Annotated in this window: 11 protein-coding genes; 4 read left to right on the top strand and 7 right to left on the bottom strand. The window is 33.1% G+C overall.

Annotated features, from left to right (window positions below; all coding sequences use genetic code 11):
* Positions 1-371: 371 nt before the first annotated feature.
* The 6 genes from J7Q84_RS16365 to J7Q84_RS16390 all read right to left on the bottom strand — a co-directional run bounded on the left by J7Q84_RS16365 (position 372) and on the right by J7Q84_RS16390 (position 12988).
* Positions 372-1679 carry a hypothetical protein gene (locus J7Q84_RS16365; RefSeq protein WP_209096077.1) on the bottom strand — a complete coding sequence of 436 codons (1308 nt, stop codon included), beginning with the start codon at positions 1677-1679 and terminating at the stop codon, positions 372-374.
* A gap of 130 nt (positions 1680-1809) precedes the next feature.
* Positions 1810-5148 (bottom strand): DEAD/DEAH box helicase family protein, encoded by a 3339-nt coding sequence (locus J7Q84_RS16370; RefSeq protein WP_209096079.1) that lies wholly within the window; start codon positions 5146-5148, stop codon positions 1810-1812.
* Positions 5149-5182: 34 nt separating this feature from the next.
* On the bottom strand, positions 5183-6382 hold the full coding sequence (locus tag J7Q84_RS16375) for a restriction endonuclease subunit S (RefSeq protein ID WP_209096081.1): 1200 nt from the start codon (positions 6380-6382) through the stop codon (positions 5183-5185).
* On the bottom strand, positions 6372-7889 hold the full coding sequence (locus J7Q84_RS16380) for a type I restriction-modification system subunit M (protein ID WP_209096082.1): 1518 nt from the start codon (positions 7887-7889) through the stop codon (positions 6372-6374). Before J7Q84_RS16380 ends, J7Q84_RS16375 begins: the two co-directional genes overlap by 11 nt.
* Positions 7890-7923: 34 nt before the next feature.
* Complete coding sequence (locus J7Q84_RS16385; protein WP_209096084.1) at positions 7924-9786, bottom strand: N-6 DNA methylase; 1863 nt, start codon at positions 9784-9786, stop codon at positions 7924-7926.
* 463 nt (positions 9787-10249) lie between these two features.
* Complete coding sequence (locus J7Q84_RS16390; protein WP_209096086.1) at positions 10250-12988, bottom strand: immunoglobulin-like domain-containing protein; 2739 nt, start codon at positions 12986-12988, stop codon at positions 10250-10252.
* Positions 12989-13608: 620 nt separating this feature from the next.
* Between J7Q84_RS16390 and J7Q84_RS18635 the strand changes: the two genes are divergently transcribed.
* The 4 genes from J7Q84_RS18635 to J7Q84_RS16405 all read left to right on the top strand — a co-directional run bounded on the left by J7Q84_RS18635 (position 13609) and on the right by J7Q84_RS16405 (position 18692).
* Positions 13609-13731, top strand: a complete 123-nt coding sequence (locus J7Q84_RS18635) for a hypothetical protein (RefSeq protein WP_280635608.1) — start codon at positions 13609-13611, stop codon at positions 13729-13731.
* Positions 13732-13975: 244 nt separating this feature from the next.
* The gene (locus J7Q84_RS16395; protein ID WP_209096088.1) at positions 13976-15382 is read left to right on the top strand and encodes a recombinase family protein; all 1407 of its coding nucleotides are present in this window, start codon (positions 13976-13978) and stop codon (positions 15380-15382) included.
* Positions 15379-16848: a recombinase family protein gene (locus tag J7Q84_RS16400; protein WP_209096090.1), complete on the top strand. Its 1470-nt coding sequence runs from the start codon at positions 15379-15381 to the stop codon at positions 16846-16848. Before J7Q84_RS16395 ends, J7Q84_RS16400 begins: the two co-directional genes overlap by 4 nt.
* Positions 16849-17189: 341 nt before the next feature.
* Positions 17190-18692, top strand: a complete 1503-nt coding sequence (locus J7Q84_RS16405) for a recombinase family protein (protein WP_209096092.1) — start codon at positions 17190-17192, stop codon at positions 18690-18692.
* On the opposite strand, the gene rlmD is transcribed toward J7Q84_RS16405, so the two are convergent.
* Entirely contained in the window at positions 18689-20074 is a 1386-nt protein-coding gene (gene rlmD, locus J7Q84_RS16410; protein WP_209096094.1) for a 23S rRNA (uracil(1939)-C(5))-methyltransferase RlmD, read from the bottom strand. The two genes, J7Q84_RS16405 and rlmD, sit on opposite strands and share 4 nt — an antisense overlap.
* Positions 20075-20195 lie beyond the last annotated feature (121 nt).

Consider the following 20195-nt stretch of genomic DNA (forward strand, 5'->3'; position numbering starts at 1 on the left):
TCTGTTGCTTGAAATCTTCAGTAAAGGTTCGGCGTTCTCTTTTGGCCATGTAGATTCTCCTCAAATGTTTTTATATGTAGTCTACTTGACCTTAAAAATTCTGTCCAACTAAGTGTAGCCTATCCAATAAGTACAGCATATTTTAAACTCTTTTTCTCTTAAATCATTTCTGGAAAGCTTTCCCCCAGCTATTCCCCTAAAAATGAATGTAAAAGCAACTATAATGAGACTAATAAAAAAGCCAACAAATTTACCATTTGTTGACCCAAGTTAACCCTTTATCATCATCAACTGATAATAAAGACTGTACCATTCAAAGAATCCCATATCTTTATTAGTAGACACACAGATTAGTAGGAAAAGAAGTAACTTTATCCTTTAATAGCTTCGAAAAATTCCTTTTCTTTGGTTTCGTCCACTAAATACCTCAAAAGTTGTTTATCGTGATAATTTTCCGAAACTCTTTCCAAAACAATGTTTCCCAGAGAGCGCAATCTCCTCAATTTTGCAGGATTGTTAATTCTTTGCTTAAGGCGTCTATTCGTTTTTATTGAATTAATAAAAGCATCCGCTGCTGAATCGTCAAACTTTTCGAACATCCCTGGGACTCTCACACTTGCTCCGTCAGCATAAAAGTCTGTTCTCGCAAAATAAGCAGACCCTCCGGTATGTCCTACATATGTTTGTGTTAAAGCATTAACATATCTAGGTAACAATTCTACAGGGATATTACTTTCAAATCGCTCTAACTCTTTTACGCATTTATCTTCAATATTAAATACATCTAAATTCGCTTCGAGTTCATTGATAATTGGCTCAATAATATATTTCTTTGCATTTAATGACAAGTAAACATTTCCACCAACATTTTCAACAAATGAGAAAGCAAGTTCAATCGATGTAGAATTTCCTTTAGTTATTTCTTGGTCTACTCTTCTAACTATTTGAATTTTAACCTCTTTAGGAAGTACTTTCCATAAGATAGGGGAACAAAATTCGATGTTAGATCGCAGTATGGTACTACTATTTGAATGAACATATGCTGTAAATAATTTATTCGATAGCTCATTTTTATATCTATCAGGAAGATCCCCAAGGGCATTTTCAATTCCAATAGCATTTCTATCATAATCTTCAGTTGACATTAATGTAATATACTCATCAATATCGATGATTTGCATAGGATACTCTTCGTTTAGAACGTATTTTATACAATCATCCATTACTGCAAGAACTTTAATAATCGAAGGATCTGAACTTTTAGGATGTCCACTAAAAATATGTCTTGTCTCTTTAGCGTGCCTTAATACTTTACTAGCTTCCCAGCCAATTACTCCAATTTTGTACGCACCTTCAATTAATTGGTCATCATTTACGTAGTTTTGGAAATCCTCATACGTTTTTATCTCTCTACTCAATTGCATTTCTTTATTAAATAACGAGATACTCCTAAACAGTATTTTATTTCTTAAATCGTCTACTACTGCATTCCAAAATGCACCTATTGCACTACGATATCCCCCAACAGGTAAGACCCTTAATGTTTCTTCAATATAAGGATTATCTTGCATATCTTCACGAACATTTAAAAGTGTCTTTTTAATAATAGAATGTACATCATCGCTTGTAACATTAGCTATTTCTGCTGATGAACTTAAAATAATTTCGTTGGAACTCACATAATTTCCCCCTCGATAATTTCGTACAACCCCCATTAAAATTATACAACATCAACAATTTTCCGAAAACTTAAAATTGGAAAATTTTTCATTCAATAAAGCTAAATTACATCCGTAACTAAGTTGATAATTAAGAAATCTCCTCTGCATTACGCTTAATAGTATCAAGTATCTCCAAAATCCCTTTTGCTTTTGGCAATTGATCTTTAAAGACAACTGTAATACCTCCTAAAGTTGTAAATGGATCTTGTTGCAATGCTTGACGCTCAAGTGTACCGTTTTTAACAACATAATCAATGATTAACTCAACAAATTTCGTTTGTTGAAGATTTAGTTTTTCTACCGATAAAAATGTAGAAAATGCCTCAACAGCCGCTCGACGATCTAAGCCTACAATCTTACGAACAAGCTTTGTAATTGGTGTATCACCAAAGTCTTTTTCATACTGTTCTTTTGAGCCCAATTCATTCCATAAAATATTCTCTAAATAATCGACGTCTTGTTTGGTTAAGGGCTTATTGTTACGTAATTTGTAAATTGCCAATGTATCTTCGTGTTGATGTTCTTTTAAATAATGTTCTACCTTTTTACGATAGCTTTGAAGATCATTTACATTTAAAATGGAAGCATTTTCTCTTACTTCCATTACTTCATCTTTAAAATCTGTGTAATAATCTTTTTGTCGTGAGCGTTCAATATAACGAATTAAATCACGAAGAGCGATTCGAACTTTTTCTAAATCCACAATCGATGCTCCTTGCCAAAATTCACTAGTTCTCACTTCTTTAATAATTTCTTTTTGTTCCATTACTTGTGGAATTGTGCCTAATTTTGAAAGTGCTTCTGCAGTATCGACTACTCGTCGAATTGATTTAGTTGCATTGTTTGATTGTAAGATAGCCAATTCAATTGTTAACATTAATAAGTCAAAGCGTTTTGCTAATTCATCATCATCAATCGGTGCAATTAACGGTGCTAAATTTTCTTTTACTTCATTAATTTGAACAACGGATATTGCTTTCCAATTATCCGAATTTTGGTATTTATGCACGTATTGCAAATATTGGCGGACACGGAAATTTTCATCATTTAACGATCGTACATCCGATAAAATATCTTTTAAAAGCTGCTCACGATAACTGGAATATGGTTCATCTTGGTACTGAATATCCTGAAGCTCTCGCACAATTTCCACCTTTGAATTGAAAAGTTTTTCTGTTAAAGTTTGCTGGTTTTTAGATTCTTCTCCTTTTTCATTAGCGCGAAAATATTCAAAATTACACAAATAATCAAAAATCAAAAAGTACTTTTTATCCATTTCAGGACCAAATAAATCTTTACATAAACGTGTACCGCGGCCAATCATTTGCCAGAATTTCGTCTTTGAACGTACCTTTTTGAAGAAAACTAAATTTACTACTTCTGGTACATCTATTCCTGTATCTAGCATATCTACAGAAATAGCAATTTGAGGCATTTTCTTTTTATCTGAGAAGTCATCAATCAACGTTTGATAGTAATTAACACTGTAATCAATTACTTCAGCAAAGTTACCACCAAATTCAGGGAATTTTAATTCAAAGCGCTCTTTAATTGCTTCCGCGTGTTTATGATTTTTCGCAAAGATAATCGTTTTCCCTAATTTATCTCCACCCTCTACTTTTATGCCGTGCTCCATTAAATCTTGTAGTACGTGATCAATTGTATTTTTATTAAAGACGAAGTTATTAATAGCTGCGCTATCAATATCTTTTACGTTTGGTTCGTCTTCGAAAATATCTTCAAACTCTTCCTGTTCTTCTTTCGATAAATCATCATATCGAATTCCATCATCTAAAATCTTTAATGTTGTTTCACGCGTACGATAATCCACTAAATAACCGTCTTCTACAGCTTTGGCTAGCTCATACGCAAAAGTCGGCACACCATTTTCTAAATCAAAAATCGTATAAGTATTTTTATCTAGTTCATCTTTTGGCGTAGCTGTAAGACCGACAAGCATTCCATCATAATAATCAAAGATACTTTTATATTTTTGATAAATGGAGCGGTGTGATTCATCAATAATGATTAAATCAAAATGGCCTATTGTAAATAAACGATTACCTTTTTTACTTTTTACTTCATCAATCGCATTCATCATTGTTGGGTAAGTTGAAAATACCATACGTGCTTCTTCAGGATTAGACTTTTTCTCTAGCATATTACATAGCGACAAGTTTGGTAATAACGTATTAAAGTTACGAAATGCTTGCTTCACAAGTGATTTACGGTCTGCTAAAAACAATACGTTTTTAATCCAGTGGTGATTGGTCAATACATCTATTAATGTAATAGCGGTACGTGTTTTCCCGCTACCAGTTGCCATTACAAGCAATGCTTTACGTTGATTGTGACTAAATGCCTCACACACAGCCAAAATTGCCTCTTTTTGATAATAACGGTTTGTTATTTCTTCATTTATTTCAATATTAGATAAAGGTTTTTTCAACTTTCGACGATCAATGATTAGCTGCAACTCATCTTGAGTATAAAATCCGGAAGTACGGCGTGCTGAATAATCGTCGTGCCAAAATTGAGTTTCAAAACCATTTGTATAGTAAATAACTGGTCTAATTTTTTGCGCTTGCTCAATGCAATCTGCATATAATTTTGCTTGTTGACGACCAGCTTTAGCGTCTTTTGAAGTTCTTTTTGCTTCAACAACAGCTAACACTTTGCCATTTGTTCCAAGTAATACATAATCAACAAACCCTTCTCCCATATTATATGGCATACCTATCACGGGATACTCAACTATTACGTTTTTACCAATCTCCCAACCAGCTAATTTTAAATCTAAGTCAATGTAATGTTTACGTGTTTCTAATTCTGAAATTTCATCAACCTGGAAACTGTAATCATCTTGCTGTGCTTGACGATTAGCAGTTAATTGTTGGCGAAGTTCTTCATTTTGTTTACGTAAATCTTCTAATGATTTATCTTTAGCACTTAACTTTTCATATAAATTGTTAAGTTCTTCAGGTCGTTCCCTTTTATACTCTGCTGTATAAAGAAGGGATTCATCAAAATCTAGTGCTGTATATTCTTCTGCATAACAATAATCAATCCAGGAAATAAATTGATGTAAATTATGTAGTGATAAAACAGCTTCATCACGTGTTATCGCTACATTCGTGTGTACAGCAGCATTCCCTAGCTTCACTATATATTTCAACATCGGTAATAATTCTTCATCAAGAATGCCTAGGAAATGACGATCGTGAATTAAACTGGATAGATTATCTTGATACGGAATCTTCACATCATTATCAAACTGATACACCCATTTAACAGCAAGTTCCAGCGCACGGCGCGATAAAATCGCACACGTTGCTGGACTTATTTGCATTGCTTTCTCAGCTTCTACACAAGCATAAGCAAAACTATTAAATGTATTTTTAGACTTTAAAAAAACAAAGTTTGACATTGATTCAACTCCTTTAGGTTATACAAATTAAACTTTAACTTGCAAACTCTCCTTTAAATGCTGATTGAAGAAGAGAGCGATATAGAACATTCATATCCTCTTCTGCTTTAATTAATTTCTGCTTCATTTGTTGGATTTCCACAAATTTCGTACTAAATAATTGCTGTTTTTCAATCGAAGGTAAATTAATTTCAACTTTTTTAAATTTTTGCATAGATATATTCAACATTGATCCACTTGTACCAGTCGCATTTTTAGAAAATTCGTCCCGGACCCTCTTTGTGTTTATTACTGTATAAAAATATTCAGGTGTTATTATTTCTTTGTTTAAGTTAATTTTCCAAAGCTTATCTGGTAAAATTAAATCTTCATAATCTTTTGGAACTATGACTGAAGCTCCTACTAACTCTCTTGTATTTGCTCGACTGAATAAAATATCACCTTTTTGAGGATACACTGCTTTTTTTATTTTTAAATTTGAATTTAGAACTTTATATTCATTCTCATTAAATTTTCCTTTTGTAATAGCACTTATCTTTAAAACAGCAACTTCATTTTGCTCCTTTGGGCGTTCTTCTCCTGAAACACTCCAACCGGCCTCAATTGAATCTACAACTTGCTCAATATTGACTTTTGATAATTTTTTATTATCACCAAACATCTCGTAGTATAGACTTTGTGTTAAATCGTTTAACTCTGCTATTTGTGATAGGCGTTTATTTATTAAATTTCTAGCTAAATTTAATAAATTAACTATTTGAAGTTGTTTGTTTGAATCTGGAATATAAATACTTAAATTATCTATATGTTCGTTCTTCATATTTTTTATATTTGCACCATTGATTTGATTCTGAATAGTATTTCTAAAAGTTGATGTTTTAAAATAATGAGCTAAATACTCTGCCTGAATGTCAGTTGGACGAACAACCTTACAAAATGCACCAAAAGTGAACTTACCGTTACTTTTAAACAATGCTGACTTTCCTATTGCTTTTAAACTTCCACTAGATGCGGCGATTAGTATATCACCTTTTTGTAGTAACTGTTCCTCTTTTACTAAGGATTCTTCAACATATATGACATTTTCTAAATCTAAATCCCCATCTAAAATATTAGTTGCTCTTAATAACGGAATGTACCCTTCTTTCCACACTTCAATTACTTGGTGAGGTTTATACGAAATACCTCTAATTTGTTTAATAAATTTTTTTAACTCTTTTTGGTCACTCTTCATTTTGCATCACCTGTAGCATTGCTTTTAAACTTGAAATATCTTCTATGATTACTTTTTCCATTAGTTCAATGCTTTTAAATATCTCATTTGTTGATTTATATTCAATTTCCTCATACACAAACTCTTTATACTTATTAATCGACAAATCATATCCTTGCTCACGAATTTCTTCTACGGATACAAAGAATGATTGCTCTGTACGTTTTCGTTCAGTTTCACCATTTAAGTTATGAAAACGAGAAATTATATCATCAATATCATTTTCTTCAATTGGTGTACGGTGATCATTCAAAGTAAATCCATCCGCTTTCATATCATAGAACCAAACTTTATCAGTACCTCCTGTACCTGTTTTTGTAAAAATCATAATACCTGTTGATACTCCGGCATACGGCTTAAATACTCCACTTGGCATCGAAATAATCGCATCCAGTTTATTATTATCAATAATTTCTTTACGAATTGCATTATGTGAATTAGAGCTACCGAACAATACACCATCTGGTACAATTACCGCTGCGCGTCCTCCTGGCTTTAAAGTACGAAGTATAAGAGCTAAAAATAATAATTCTGTTTTAGCAGATTTTGAATTTTTACTAATTACGTAACTTAAATCATTGGCAATAGATTCTTTATCAACAGATCCCTTAAATGGAGGATTTGCTAACACCAATGTATATTTATCTTGATCTTTATTTTCTTCTGAAACTGAATCCCGATATTCGATATTTGGTTCATCTACACCGTGTAACATCATATTCATTGCTCCAATACGTAACATCGTTGTATCCATATCATTTCCGTAGAACATTGTGCTATGGAAATGTTCAATTAACTCTTGTATTAGGAATAAATCTTGATGCTTTTTTCGTAAATATTCACTTGCTGATACCAAAAAACCCGCAGACCCCATTGCAGGATCAATAATTGAGTCTTCCGGTGTTGGTTTCATTAATTCTACAATCATATTTATGATGTGACGTGGAGTACGGAATTGACCGTTTGTACCTGATGTTTGTAATTTTGATAATAAATACTCATAGATGTCACCTTGTGTATCACGATCTTCCATTGAAATACTATCAAGGGCTGTCACAACTTTTTGAAGAGTAGCTGCCTTATTAATTTGGAACGAAGCGTCCTTCATATACTTAGAGAATGCTGACTCTTCTTTACCTCCTAATGTTTTAATAAAAGGGAAGGTAGTATTTACCATTACTTGGTGCATTTCATCTGCTGGCAGCTGTTTAAATTGAGTCCAACGCATTTTCGGCCAATGTTCTTTTTGAAGTGCATTAAAACTTGTTGGTGCCTCTGAGAAAATACCTTTATGTTCTAAGCCTAAAAATGACGCTTCATTTTCTTTTCGTAATTCACTTTCATCTAAGCCTTTAATGAATAATAAATATGTTAATTGTTCAATATTTGTTAGCGGGTTCGTGTTACCCTCTGTCCATAGAGTTGTCCATATCCCATCAATTTTATTTTTAATTTCGCCTGTAATCATCCCGTTTCCTCCTTATACTTAGAAATCAAAGTCATTACAACAATGTAAAGGCTTTATTGATTCCCATTGCTTCATATACTTCGAGCTTTAACTCCTTTTGACGTTCTTCCAAACGCGCTAATTCATCATTGATTTTACGTTTTTCAGCATCATAAGCCTCAACAATTTTACATTGCTCGTCTAATGAAATAAGCGGAACCGGTAAATCCTTTAGGTCCTTCATTGATAACGTCATAATAGTAGAACCTGTTGTATGTTTATCAAAGTAGAATTGTGCGATCGGTGACTCAAAATATAGTAGTAAAAATTTTGGATCTAGTAATTCACCACAACGAATGCCTGCAAAGTTTTGAGATGACAACACATCATCACGTTCACTAGTGAATAAAGCTGCTTTCCTGTTCACTCCACGAATTGACAATAAAACATCTCCTTGTTGAATAAGATTATTATCAACTTTCGCTTTATTTGTAATTGAATAACGAGTTACACTCTCCAAATTCACTAAACCATCTTGAATATCAGAAATTTTTACAACTGAGTAATCACCGTTTTCATTTTCGTCTTTCGTAGAAGCATTATAGCCTCGATAGAAATCTACTAATTCTGATAATGGTTTTGTTTGAATGTTACTTAATGCGTCCATATCAATAGCTATAGTACCAAATTCACTAACTTGGGTTTCTGTCTTGTAAATGTAATTATTAGGTGTCAACTGAGCTGAATTAATTTCGTCATTTGATACAAATCGACTAATTTCCTCAATTTCTTTACCCATAGAAATTATATCATTAATTAATTCAATTTTTTTCTCTTTCAATACCAAATCTCTTTTATTGACCATATCTCCTAAAGCTTCAGCGTTGATCATTAAAATTTTACCTTTACGAGATTCAGACTTATTTTTGTTACAAAGTAAAAGTACCGTTTTAATACCTGTGTACGGTTGTAGTAATGGTGGTAAAGAGACGATCGCCTCGATCACATCAAAGTCAATCAATCGTTGACGAATTTCTTTTTCAGGACCACTTCTAAATAAAACCCCCATTGGTAATAAGAATGCTGCTTTCCCATCTTCTTTTGTTGCACTTAAACCGCAACTTAAAAATGTTAAATCACCTTGGGAGCGAGGAGGAATTCCATATATAAATCGGTTAAACGGATCATATTTCATATCAATTTGTTGTTCTTCAGTTAAACGAAGCCCGAATGGTGGAGCCATAAATACTCGATCAAATTGTATTAGCTTATTTCCTTCTATATATGCAGGTTTCTTTATTAAATCCCCTACCGCGACAGTAGCTTCTATGTCATTTAAGAAAAGTCTTAATCGTAATACAGTTGCAGCCATAGGATTGATTTCTTGAAAAGCTAAACGACTATTTGGAAATTCCTTGGCAAACATCATTGCAGTTTGTCCATATCCTGCAGTTCCATCGTGAAAAGTAGATATTGAAGACTTTTGATCTAATAAATAATTTATAGATATCCTATTTATACTCTGTGGTGTCAGGAATAAATCTCTACTTTCTATCCCTACATATTCGATTAATTCATCAAAGACTACGCCCATTGAAAGATTTTTTAAATTCTGCTCTATAAATGAGAGAACATTTACCAAAGAATTTGTTAGCTTTGCAGTAAAAGTATTTTTAAATATTTCTAGCATCAGTTTCTTAAAGTAAACTTCTAGTTGAATGTCACTAATAATTTTTTCGACTTTTTCTAAAATATTTTGGCTTTGGATTACTTTAGTAAGTTCCAAACCATTTTGTTTTGCAATAGCTAAAACAGTACCTGTCAAAAGTAAATTTGTTTCCGGATCACTTGTATTTCTAGTAAAATTTGTAGTTTTTATAATGTCGTATATCTCTTTTGCGTAATTTATTTTTCCCATACTTAATTCCTCCTAAAACATTTATTCATTTTGTTAAGTTAAATATAATACAAAAACTTAGTATTGTACATACTAAGTTTTTGTATAGTTTATATTTTTTATTTATAATACCTGTACAAAAATTTAGATCAGTAATAATTATTTGCTATTTAAAGTTCTTTATTCTCTGAACTACACTACCTTAAAAATACTATGACTCGTACCCCTCAAATTTTATATCAAGTTTTATACTACTCTATTGATTTCGAATAACCTCAGTAAATGTCTTCATACTTAGCCATTGTTTTTTTAATCTTTGATACTATTATTAAGTTAATTAAAGAACTCTTAATGAAAAATAAAAATGTTTAGAGTGTTTATTTCTTATGGATTCGGAAAAAACTCGCTTCATCTAAAAATAAAAGACCTAGATATGAACTAGGCCTTTTTTCTAAACTAGACTATTTATTATTAAACAACTTTTCTAAGATACCGTAATTTTCCGAGTAATAATCGTTTTATTTCCTGATTTATCCGATACAGTATACGTTAAGGTGTAAGTTCCTCTTTTCTTAGTGTTTACACTACCAGTAATAACGATTGACTTAGTTAAGTCACCATCTACATTATCTTTTGCAGTCACACCTGTTCTTGGATTGAAAGTTGAATTTAGTTTGATAGTTTTATTTGTTGCTCCAGTAAAAACTGGTTTTATGTTATCAATGACAGTTATCTTTCTTATAACAGTTGTTACATTCCCTGAAGTATCTGAAACGGAATAAGTTAATGTATAGGTACCCTTTGCTTTTGTATTTACCGAACCACTTATTTTAATAATATTTGTTAAACTACCATCTACATTATCTGTTGCAAATACTCCAGTTTTAGCATTGAAACCTGTTCCGATCGCAATGGTTTTACTAGTTGCTCCGGTGATAATTGGTTTTACATTATCATATACCGTTATTTTTCTTATAACGGCGGTCGTATTTCCCGATTTGTCAGAAACAGTATAAGTTAAGGTGTATTCCCCTTTTTTCTTCGTATCAACCGTACCACTAACTTTCATATTTTCAGTAAGATCATTGTCTACATTGTCATACGCATATACGCTATCATATGGATCGAAAATTGAATTAATTGCAATGGATTTGGTAGTTCCCCCTAAAATTACGGGTTTAATATTATCAATAACTGTAATTTTTCTAGAGAGTGTAGTTTTATTTCCTGATTTATCAGTCACAATATACGTTAAAGTAGATGTATTTGGTCTTGAGTTATCAATCGTTCCAATAACACGTATATAATCAGTTAAATTCCCATCTAAACCGTCCTCAGCAGTCACACCTTTTAAAGTATCAAAAATTTCACCTATATTTATAGTTACATCTTTTACTCCGTTGATAACCGGTTTAGTAGTATCTTTTACAATTATTTCAGTAGCTTCACTTACATTTCCCGAATCATCAGTTGAAGTAACGAATAATTTTGTTCCCGCTTTCTGCTTATCAATCAATACTGTGAAACTACCATTCTCGTTTGTAATGGTTTTACCAAGTATCTCTTGTCCAGACTTCACATTAATTGTTGAACCTGGTTCTGCTTCACCATTTATATTCGTAGTTAGATCTGTTACCTCATTTACTGTTGGTGTTGTAGGTGATGTAACATCTTTTACAATAATTTTAGTGGCATCACTACTATTTCCTGCTGCATCTGTAGCAACAAATGTTAATTGCGTCCCCGCTTTTAAATAATTAATTGGTATGCTAAATGCTCCATCTTGCTTTGTTATACCACTAGCAATGTTTGTTTGTTCTGATGTTACTGTTATTGAAGAACCAGGCTCCGCTTTTCCTGTGATACTTAATGATTGATCAGTAACTTCATCGACAATAGGTACGTCAGGCGCGATTACATCTGTAGTTGTAAATGAATAAAGATAGCCGTTAGATGCGTATGCATAAAATTCATCATTATTAATGGTTAATGGAAGATCGAATGGTACGGAATCACCTAAAGAAATAGACCATAAATATTCACCTTTACTATTAAATGCTTCAGCTGCCGTTGCCCTACTGTTTAGTAGGGCAGATGGGACAGTTGCAGTTAGATAAATTGTTCCGTCTTTTCCTAAAATCGGGAGCGAATTTACACTAACAGGAATGGTCCATTTGACTGTCCCATCTGGCAGATAAGCGTATAATTTTTTTTGATCAAAAACATAAATTGTCCCATCTGCTGCAATGACTGGAGAACTTGGATTTGGAGACATATTCTCTAACGATACCGACCATTTTCTATTCCCGTCTGGACCTACAGCGTATAAACCACCGGAATTATCAAGTAAATAAAGAGTACCGTCTTCCCCAATAGTTGGTGTTGATAATACTGCATCACTGTAGTAAACCGCAATTCTTCCAATCATTTCTCCTTTTGCATTAATCGTAAATATTGAACCTCCTACTACAATGTAGATTGTCCCATCTTTTCCAATTACTGGAGTTGTAGGATAACTTGTATAAAGACGGGTTTCAAATGTCCATTTTTTCATCCCGTATGGACTAATTGCATATAAAGTTCCTAGTTTATCTAATACATAGATTGTTCCATCGCTACCAATTGATGGGGATGTTACAATTCCTGTACCTGTTTCAACAAAGAATTTTTCCGTTCCATCTAGATTGATTGCATAAATCCCGTTTTTGCTTCCGTTACCGTTTGCAATAGCCCCTAAATATAATGTTCCGTCTTCAGCGATTACAGGTGAAGCACCATTATCTGCTCCAGTTGTAATCGACCACTTCACTAGCCCATTTTTATCAATTGCTTTAAAAAAACCAGTAGCACTTCTCACGTAAATTGTTCCATCTGCTCCAATAACGGGGGAAGATAAACCATATCCAGAATAATTTCCAACTCCAATATTAGTAGACCAGCTCAACTTCGGATCAATACCCAAAAGAAAGCGCGTTTGCCTTGTCCAATTCGTTGCAGTCGGTTGAATAGCATTTAAATCGTACTTTCCTGTTTGGTAACCTCCGCCTTGTTTAAAGAGACCAGTACTCGTTGATTGAGTTGTAACATCTTTAGAGATTACTTGTTTAATTGGAATTGAGCTCTCGGCAAAAGTAGTTGGTAATACTATCGCATTTAGCAAAAAGATTGAGGAGATTAATATACAATGTAATGTCCTCGTTTTTGTATGTAATTTATTTTTCAACGCTATATCACCTTTTCAGTTTATTCAGTTCATTTTAGCATAAACTCATACTCTTCTATTCTTCTGAAAAAAATATATTTTGTTATTTTGCTAGCACTTGTATTTTTCAATCAATAAAACAACTAAATAATTTTTTTTATTTTTCCTTTTTAACTATTGGTTTTTAAAGAAGTTACCGAATATAATTCATTCGAAAAATTATAAGCAAGAAATTAAGAAGTAAATAAACCAATAATTAAACACTTAAATATAAGAATCAGTATTGAGCTTTAGTTACTTACTTTTTTTCTGACATATGTATAACCGAAATAAGGAGAGAGAATTTTGAAAGTTATCCGCTGCTATGCTACACAATAAAATGCAATTAATGCAAGTGCTATTATCCAAGATTTATTAATCTCTAAATTAGAAAGAATGCTAGATTATCCATTAAATCCAAAAGAGCTATCAGATAAAAAGAACAGTTAGGAAGTGAATGTGCTTGATATACACAAATCAAGATAGAACATTAACTAGATTAGAATTAGACACCTTTACAGAAAAATTAAAGAAACTTCAGAAGGAAGGCCACTTATCACAATTCCTACTAGAGCAATTTCTTACTTACGGGAGGTTAAAAGATGAAAGAAACTAACATCAAGTCTTTCCCTGGTCAAGAGAAAGGAATTATCAAAATAATTATTAAGACCACAGATAAAGAGGAATCTGTTCAACTAAGACTAGATTTGAAATTTGAAGATTAGTGCTCAAGCAATAGTTAGTTATATTGCTTACTCGTATAAACACACTTATTTCCGTCAAAGATGAAATGCGGAGGTGTGTTTATGCGGAAGAAAATTAATATACAAGCAGATTCTGAGATAAACTCTGTAACTAATATCTGGCTTCAACATTTAGTGCAGAGAATAATTGTGGATCAATTAGATGTATCTCATCGACTTCAGGCGAAGTTACTTTATCAAAACATAGTAAAGGAAAGAAAGAACAATGAGACAAACGATAGCAAATAAAAATAAGTACAAAGTTTTTTTTCGAAGGGTTAGTACAACTAATCAAGATATACAGTTGCAAGAATCGGCGGATGCTATTTACAGAAAGAATTACATTCCCAGTGAGATATTAATAATGAATGAGAAAGGCGTATCAGCCAACAAGCTAGATATTAATAATCGCCCACAAATGAATAAACTTATCCAACTGATTGTTAGTGATCAGATTGAAATTATCTATGCTTTTGACCGAACAAGATTGTTCCGTGACTTTTATGAATCAAATTTATTTGTTTCACTTTGTAAAAAGCATAATGTCAAAGTATTTTATACTTCAGCCGGAAATGGTAATCACCAATCTACCAATAGCACTCTACTTGAAGGTGTGATGAATATCGTGAGTGATGTTGAAGGAAAAAACATTGCTAGAAGAACTGAAGAAGCAAGAAAAAGGTACCCTCCTAAAAAATTTGGTTACTTTAAAGAGAACAAGAAGTTTAAAAAAGAACCTGAAAATAAGGATTTATTACTAGAATTCTTTAAAAAGATTAGGCAAATATCAACACACAAAGATTTAGAAATTACTTTAATGGAATTTAGGCGAAAACTAAACAAAGATCGAAAGGTGTTACTAAAAATTGCAATGGATCCTTTTTATGCAGGGTATGATCTAACTACTGGAAAAAATAAGCTTTTACACGTAGAACCTTACTTAACTTATGAGGAATTCCAACAATTTCGGGATAATAGCACCGTAATTTCAACTTATCTAGATATTGAAGAGTCTTTAAAAAATCAAGATAACTATGAGGTGAGTTGTGGTGTTTGTAAACGGTCAATGAAGTTTCACTTGAATGTCCCTGAAGTGAAAGCTTGGTATTCCTGTTCACATAAACATTCAAAAGTCTTAATATCAACAGAAGATTTAATTCTTATTGTCAAAAAGTCACTTGAGAAGACAATTGAGAGTCTAAATACAGAAACTCTTCTGAAAGATTCAAGGCACTACTTTCAACTAATTCGGAAAAATATTGATGGAGAATTTAAGTCACTAGAGGCACAAAAACACAATTTAATGGAAAAGACCATTTTAGAGATCGATGATATTAGTAAATGGAGAGACAATCCTGGTTACATTGAATTAATCAAATTGGAAGAAATTCAAAAGAATTTACTTAGCCAATTAGAAATAAAAAAGCAACTTTTATTAGAAAATGAGAGCTTGGTAGACCTATTGAAAAAATATCTTCATAAATGCAGGCAATCTAATTCTTTTTTTCTAACATCAATGCTTATCAAAAAAGTATTTGTATATCCGAATGAGGTAAACATTGAGGTTAGTAAATTTGACTATCTCCACGATTTACAGACTCAATATATTTTTAATGGAGGAGATTTCATATGAAAACAGCATTTGCATATATTCGTCGTTCTTCATATAAGCAACAAAAAAATAACAGTGTTGAAATTCAGAAACAGCATATTAAAGAATTCGCTAAACGTAATCAACTCTTTGTACCTGATGAACTTATTTACATTGAAGACGTTACGAGCGCTTATTCCAAACAAGCATCAAAACGAAAACAATTGATGGGACTTGGTGAGAGAATGGTTGAAATGAATATTCCAACCGTAATATTCCACGATATTTCCCGAATGGATCGTACGGGCTATTCATTTACGATTGACTTTTACCGACCATTAATAGAAATATTGCCAGAACTTGAGGTCTACACAACAGAATCAAATAAACCAATTGATCCAGAAGATTCTAAAATCAAAATGCATTTCTTAATGTCTCAATACGAATCAGAAATAAAATCTGATCGAGCAGTAGGTAATTTAATTGCCGACCTAGAAAACGAAGATTCGTTTAGGCCTGGCTCAAAAACACCTTTTGGATATAACCAAGTGAAAAAGCAGTTGGAACCGAACGATAATGCTGAGATTGTAAACTTCATATTTTTTCTTTCTAGTTGGGGAAAATCTTTACAAAAAATAGCCACAATTTTAAATGAGGCAGAAATCTCTTCACCTAAAGGTGGTGTATGGCGACCGAGCACAGTAGAAAACATAATAAAAAACCCAGTATATACTGGAAATTTAATTTGGGATATACACAAAAGAAATGATGATGGTAAAAAGCATTTCATTTTTGAAAAGGCCCACGAAACTATCATTAACAAATTTCATATTCAATTAATTAAACAAAATAATCAATTGCAAAAAACCTTCGGGCGAATAGATACACCTTTTTTATTTTTAAACAAAGTAAAATGCAGCCATTGCAATCAGTTTTTTAGAACCCATAATGCCTCTACTAAAAGAAATAGCATTAAGTACTATTATCATTACTATGTATGTAAAACTTGTGGGTATAAAGTTGACATTAAAGATGTTCACAACAGGTTTATACCTCAAATACTTAATCGTGTGAAAGAAATCGTTACTACAAAGCAAATAATACCTATTACATTGTCATACATTAATGAAATGAGTAAAGGCGTTGAACAAAGCATCGAACTAAAGGTTTGTCGCATACAAACTCTTGAAGAAAGGCTAATTTCAGCAAAAGACATCCAAGATAGAGAACTTGAAATAAAAATCCTTGAATTCATTCAACAGCACAAAGATTCTATAAAAGAATACTCGATTTGCAAAGAAAATTTACGTACAGCGTACCATCTAGTAGAGAGTGATCAGTTTTTTTCAAGATTTAATGAAATCCTGGATCACCAGTTAGGTCTAGATGAGCAGAGATTAATTGTATTGTATTTTGTTGACTACCTAATCCTTTCTACGAACCGAGAGTCACAATTATTTTTTAAATCAAATATTTTTTCAGATCTGATTGATTTAACATCTGGATGAAATACCGAATCCAATTAAATAGGTACTGGACAAAGTACCGAACAATAAATTTTTCAAAAACACCATCAACTTAGTTCTATCACCAGAACCCCTTTAACTAGGGGTTTCATTTAAGGGTTGTTCGGTACTTTATCCAGAATGGTATACCAATCTGGATAAAGTACCGAACTATTATTAGTAGTATGGACGAAATACCGAAAATTAAAACATAGATGTGAGAAATAAGGAGAACAAACATAAATGGATATAAATACACCACAGATAAGACAAATGAATATGGTCAATACTATAACTAGCCCACCAACATCTCAATACTTAACTACAATGGTGGTGATCGTGTTTTGAGATGTGCAGTATATGCTCGTGTCTCCACAGAGATGGATTCACAAAAAACATCTATTGATAATCAGAAGGATTTATTCCGTAATTACGTATCCGAACATAATTGGGAAATTTACGATTTCTACCAGGATCAGAAATCTGGAACAAAAGAGAACAGACCCGATTTGAAAAGGCTAATTGAAGACGGTAAAGCAGGATTATATGATGTGATATTAACTAAGGAACTTTCCAGATTAGCTCGTAACGGCAGGTTATCATATGAGTTACGGGACATCTGCTTGCAAAATAATATTCATATTGTATGCCTAGATAATTCAATCAATACCATTACCGGGGACGTTCAAAAATTTGGATTGTTTGCTTGGCTTTATGAAAACGAGTCAGAGAATAGTAGCCGAAGAAATAAAGCTGCCAAACGCACAAAAGCTAATAGAGGGTTATTTGTAGGTTCTAATCCACCTTATGGATACTATTCTGACAAGGGTAAGCTAAAAATTCGTGAAGATAACACACCAGAAATTGTTAGACGAATCTTTAGAGAATACTTGGATGGAAAAGGAATGGATTCAATAGCAAAAAGATTCACAGCAGAAAAAGTTCCTACACCTTCACAAATTGCTAATAAGTCTAATGCATCACCTCTATGGCACGCTACTACTATTAAGAATATCTTAAACAATCAACATTACTGTGGTGACCTTGTTCAAAACAGAACAGAAACAATTTCAGTAACGACAACAAAACGAAAAACTCTTGATGTAGCCCAAGCTTCAATTCAAGAAAACACTCACGAGCCGATTATCTCAAAAGAGACTTTTCAGGCAGTTAAAAAAATGCTTCTAACCAGAACACGTACAAGTACTGCTCCAAAAAGCCATTTATTCACTAATGTATTGTTCTGTGAAAATTGTCAAAAAGGAATGTGGTACAAGGCAAATCAAAAAGGGTATAGATGCGGAGGAAATATTAAGTACGGTGATCCTTTCTGTTTAAATAGAGTTGTTATCCGTGAGAAAGAACTAAAACACATTATCCTAGAGGATCTACAGGAGTTATTCCATTCCATTCAAGATGATGAGTTTATACAGAGTTTACACAAAAGATTGGATCAAAAGAAAGTTTCGATTACAAACGAACTAACAAAAATTAAAAATAAAGCAAATAAATTACTTTCTAGAAAGAAAGATTACATTGATATGTACGCTGACCAAATTATATCTCGAGAAGAACTGGTTGAATATAGAAAGCAGATTGACCAGGAAGTAGCTGAACTCGAAACAGCCAAGATTGAGTATCAAGAAAAGCTTGAAGAGTGCGAAAGTGAGAACTATACAATTGATTTAGGAAAAAAGCTTAAAGACGTTTCATTACTAGATGATTTAAATCCTCAAATCTTGCACTCTTTGGTGAATAAAATAACCTGTAGCATTGAAGGGAATCTACGTATTCATTACAACTTTGTAAATCCTTTCAAAGAAATAGGCAACAACCACAAGGGTTAGTTGCCTTCTTTTAAAATGAGTTGCGAGATACACTCGACGTGTGTCGTCTGCGGAAACATATCTACGGGCTGAATTTCCTTCGTCTTAAATCCGCCGTCTTCTAAGATGCGTAAGTCACGGGCAAGGGTTGCTGGATTACATGATACATACACTACTCGTTTGGGCTTCATTGCAATGATTGTATTTAATAATGCTTCATCACAGCCTTTACGAGGTGGATCTACTACAATTACATCTGCTTGAATTCCTTTTTTATACCAATTCGGAATAACCTTCTCTGCTTCTCCAACTTCAAATTCTACATTTGTTATATCGTTCAGCTGAGCATTGCGATTTGCATCATCAATGGCTTCCGGTACAATTTCCACTCCGTAGACTTGTTTTGCTTTCTGTGCCAAAAATAACGAGATTGTACCGATGCCGCAATATGCATCAATTACACTTTCTTTTCCCGTCAGTCCCGCATATTCCAATGCTTTATCATACAGGGCTTTCGTTTGTGTTGGGTTCACTTGATAAAAGGATCGGGCAGAAATAGCAAATCTGATGTCCCCGATATAATCATAGATATATTCGGAACCGTAGATTACTTTTGTGTTCTCGCCAAAAATTACATTTGTACGTTTATCGTTTACGTTTTGTACGATAGATTTCACATTTGGAAACTTTGCAGTAATTTCTTCAATCACCACTTGTTTGTGCGGTAGTTCTTCTGTACGTGTGATAAACACAAGCATAATATCACCTGTCACTTCTCCATAGCGGGCCATCACATGACGAAGAGTACCGTTGTGACGTTCTTCGTTATAAGCTCGTATACCATGCCTACTGCAAATTTGTTTTACTTCTTGAATGAGAATATCATTTTCTTCTGCTTGAATAAGACACTTTTCCATATCGATAATTTCGTGTGTACTTTGACGATAAAACCCTGCGACTAAGCCGCCTTCACGCTCCCCGATAGGGACTTGAGCTTTATTACGATATACCCATGGATGTTCCATTCCAAGCACCGGATGAATAGTTACATCTTGAAGACCGCCAATGCGCTGCATTACATCGCGAACTTGCTTTTCTTTTGCCTTCAATTGTCCTTCGTAGCTTACGTGCTGCAGCTGACAGCCTCCGCATTGCTTATATACTGGACACGGCGCCTCCTGACGATACGGACTCTCTTCATATAATTCAACTAAACGACCATAAGCAAAATTCTTTTTCACTTTGATCACTTTCACTTTTGCTTTTTCTCCTGGCAAACCATTCTGGACAAAAATAGGATAGCCGTTGACCTTCGCTACACCGGCTCCTTCATGGGTCAAGTCTTCGAAAACAACATCTATGTATTCATTTTTTTGTATTGGCGGGGCAACTTTCGTACTCATTTTTCTACTTCCTCTTTTTCATATTTACACTGCGTTACATTGTACCATATTCTTCTCTTCTTTAGCTATTTACGTTTTCTCAAAAGTTCATACTGCCGTCCATATAGCATCTTAAGTTCAC

It is taken from the genome of Bacillus sp. 165, from assembly GCF_017742235.1.
Classification (GTDB): Bacteria; Bacillota; Bacilli; order Bacillales; family Bacillaceae_G; genus JAGHKQ01.

What these genes read in the sequence shown, in the direction of transcription:
- J7Q84_RS16395 (WP_209096088.1), top strand. Translation starts at nt 13,976, where the DNA reads ATGAGACAAACGATAGCAAATAAAAATAAGTACAAAGTTTTTTTTCGA.
- J7Q84_RS16370 (WP_209096079.1), bottom strand. Translation starts at nt 5,148, where the DNA reads ATGTCAAACTTTGTTTTTTTAAAGTCTAAAAATACATTTAATAGTTTT.
- J7Q84_RS16400 (WP_209096090.1), top strand. Translation starts at nt 15,379, where the DNA reads ATGAAAACAGCATTTGCATATATTCGTCGTTCTTCATATAAGCAACAA.
- J7Q84_RS16385 (WP_209096084.1), bottom strand. Translation starts at nt 9,786, where the DNA reads ATGGGAAAAATAAATTACGCAAAAGAGATATACGACATTATAAAAACT.
- J7Q84_RS16375 (WP_209096081.1), bottom strand. Translation starts at nt 6,382, where the DNA reads ATGAAGAGTGACCAAAAAGAGTTAAAAAAATTTATTAAACAAATTAGA.
- rlmD (WP_209096094.1), bottom strand. Translation starts at nt 20,074, where the DNA reads ATGAGTACGAAAGTTGCCCCGCCAATACAAAAAAATGAATACATAGAT.
- J7Q84_RS16380 (WP_209096082.1), bottom strand. Translation starts at nt 7,889, where the DNA reads ATGATTACAGGCGAAATTAAAAATAAAATTGATGGGATATGGACAACT.
- J7Q84_RS18635 (WP_280635608.1), top strand. Translation starts at nt 13,609, where the DNA reads ATGAAAGAAACTAACATCAAGTCTTTCCCTGGTCAAGAGAAAGGAATT.